This window comes from Candidatus Hydrogenedentota bacterium, from assembly GCA_035450225.1.
Classification (GTDB): domain Bacteria; phylum Hydrogenedentota; class Hydrogenedentia; order Hydrogenedentales; family SLHB01; genus DSVR01.
Genome location: DAOTMJ010000107.1, coordinates 1 through 1,613, shown reverse-complemented (window position 1 = coordinate 1,613; position 1,613 = coordinate 1). Strand labels below are relative to the sequence as shown.

General features: G+C 60.2%; 1 protein-coding gene. It reads left to right on the top strand.

All coding sequences use genetic code 11. From position 1 onward, the window contains the following. Positions 1-61: 61 nt before the first annotated feature. The coding region (locus P5540_19905) for a tyrosine-type recombinase/integrase (GenBank protein ID HRT67079.1) at positions 62-1,613 on the top strand (1,552 nt) is incomplete at its 3' end.

Genomic DNA, 1,613 nt, shown 5'->3' with positions numbered 1-1,613 from the left:
TTGACGCAATACGGCGCAAACTGTCTCCAGTTGTTTCAAACACTGGAAAAGGGGGCGGGTTATGGGCTTAGAAATCAGGCGCGGGCGTGACGGCGAACTCCGTAAGCACTGGTACGCTTCTTATGTGGACGGCAACGGCAAGCGGCGCGTTATCGCGCTGACCGAACCCTTGCCCGTCAAGCACTTCCCCGGATCACTGAAAGCGACCGGGGACACCGTTTTTGAGGCGAGCCGGGCGCGGGCGCAAAAAGAACTCGAAGCCTATCAGAGCGAGGCGAGGCAACAAGGCCGGGCCGACCACCTGACCGCGCAACTTATCGAAAGCAAAACCGGGCGCAAGTGGAAGGAAACCCCGCTTGCGGCTTTGCCCGACATAATCACGGGCGGGAAAAAAAGGCGGGCGCGGTCACAACAACACGAGACTTGGAAGCGGGGAGCGGTGGAAAAGTTCACGGCTTGGGCTTCTGGGCGCGGGCTGGTCACGGTTCTGGAGGTAACGCCGGAAGTTGCGCAAGCTTATGTTGCCAGCCTATACGAGCCGGACACGGAAGGGCGCACACGGACGGCGGCAAGCATCCGCAAACATAAGGCGGTAATCGGGCGGGCGTTGCGGCAGGCGTTGCCTAACGGCGTTGAAAACCCATTTACGGGCGTTGATGTAGAGACCACCGACGGCGACCGCGTTTACAACCGCGAGCCGTTGAACCCCGGCGAGATCGAAACTTTGCTTGCGGCGGCGGCGGGCGACCGCACGGCGTTTGATTTGATCGTTGCCGGGCTTTCGACAGGCTTAAGACGCGGGGACGTGTGCCGCCTGCGCTGGGCTTCCGTTGACCTGCGGGGCGGCGCGTTGAAGCTGACCACGTCCAAAACGAAAGCCGAGCTTTATTTGCCCATCATGCCGCGTTTTAGGGAAGTGCTTGAAGCGAGGCTTGCGGAACGTGTCGAGGGCGCGGCTTTTGTGTTCCCGGAAGCCGAGCGGGAATTGCGGACAAACCCCGGCGGCGTGTCGAGGCGTATAAAGAAAGCTTTCGCGCTGGCGTTTGCCAAGCCACAGGACGCGCCACAGGCCGCACAGGACGCGCCGGAGCGTGTCCCCCTTGCCCGCATACTCCCCCAAGTGCTGCAAGCCGTACAGAGCGCGAAAATGACCGAAACCAAGCGGGCTAAGATGCTTGACCTTTTGCAACGTCACGCGGCTGGGCAATCTTACCGCGACATGCAAAAGGATTGGCGCATTTCACGCGGCAGCATTTCAGGGCTTTTGCATGAGGCCGAGCAGGTTGCGGGCGTTCGCTTTCTCCCTGAAACTAACGGCACGGGAATAAACGCGGCAATTAGAGAGGTCACACGGACGCGGCGGGCGGTTGGTTTGAAATCCGCAAGCCGCTATGACTTCCACGCATTACGAACATCGTTTGTGACAATGGCGTTAAACGCCGGAATGAAGATCGAGATGCTAAAGGCATTGACCGGACACAGCCTTGTTGAAACCGTTTTGCGGTTCTATTACAAGCCCAAAGGCACGGACGCTAGAGCCGAGCTAGAAGCCGCACTACCCGACGTCTTGACCGGGCGCAACGGCGCGGCCCCCCGTCAGATCGGCGCGGGCG